The sequence below is a fragment of the Microvirga medicaginis genome (assembly GCF_052658925.1).
On the sequence record NZ_JBQWEL010000073.1, the window covers coordinates 1 to 512 of the forward strand.

At 70.1% G+C, this 512-nt stretch carries 1 protein-coding gene; it reads left to right on the top strand.

The genetic code is table 11. The features are described from left to right. A partial coding sequence (locus ACUXUR_RS26820; RefSeq protein ID WP_445505394.1) for a GGDEF domain-containing protein occupies positions 1-511 on the top strand: 511 nt, incomplete at its 5' end. Between the last annotated feature and the right edge of the window lies 1 nt (position 512).

A 512-nucleotide genomic window follows, 5' to 3' on the forward strand; every position in this document is an offset into this window, starting at 1 on the left:
GGCGCTCAAGGCCTCGCAGACCGATCTTCTCACGGGCTTGCCCAACCGCCGGCACGTTCTGGAGCAGCTCGACCAGGCGCTGGCCGAGCAGGACGCCACCGGGTCCAGCCTGTGCATTGCCGTGATCGACATCGACCGGTTCAAGGCCATCAATGACGGGCACGGGCACGATGCCGGCGACGCTGTCCTGCGCCATTTCGCGGAGATCTGCCGGGAGAGGGTGCGGGGGCAGGCGGTGCTGGGCCGGATGGGCGGCGAGGAGTTTCTCCTGCTGCTCCCGGGACTGGCGGCTCACGAGGCCTCCTGCATCGTCGCCCGGATCCGGGACGGCTTTCCCCCGGCCCGGCTGCTCGAGGACGGGCTCGACCTGCCTTACACCTTCAGCGCCGGGATTACCGAGGCTTGGGCGGGCGACGACCGGAGTTCGATCCTGCGCCGGGCCGACCGCGCCCTGTACGCCGCCAAGGGCGAGGGACGCAACTGCACCAGGATTAGCCCCGCCGCGGAATGAC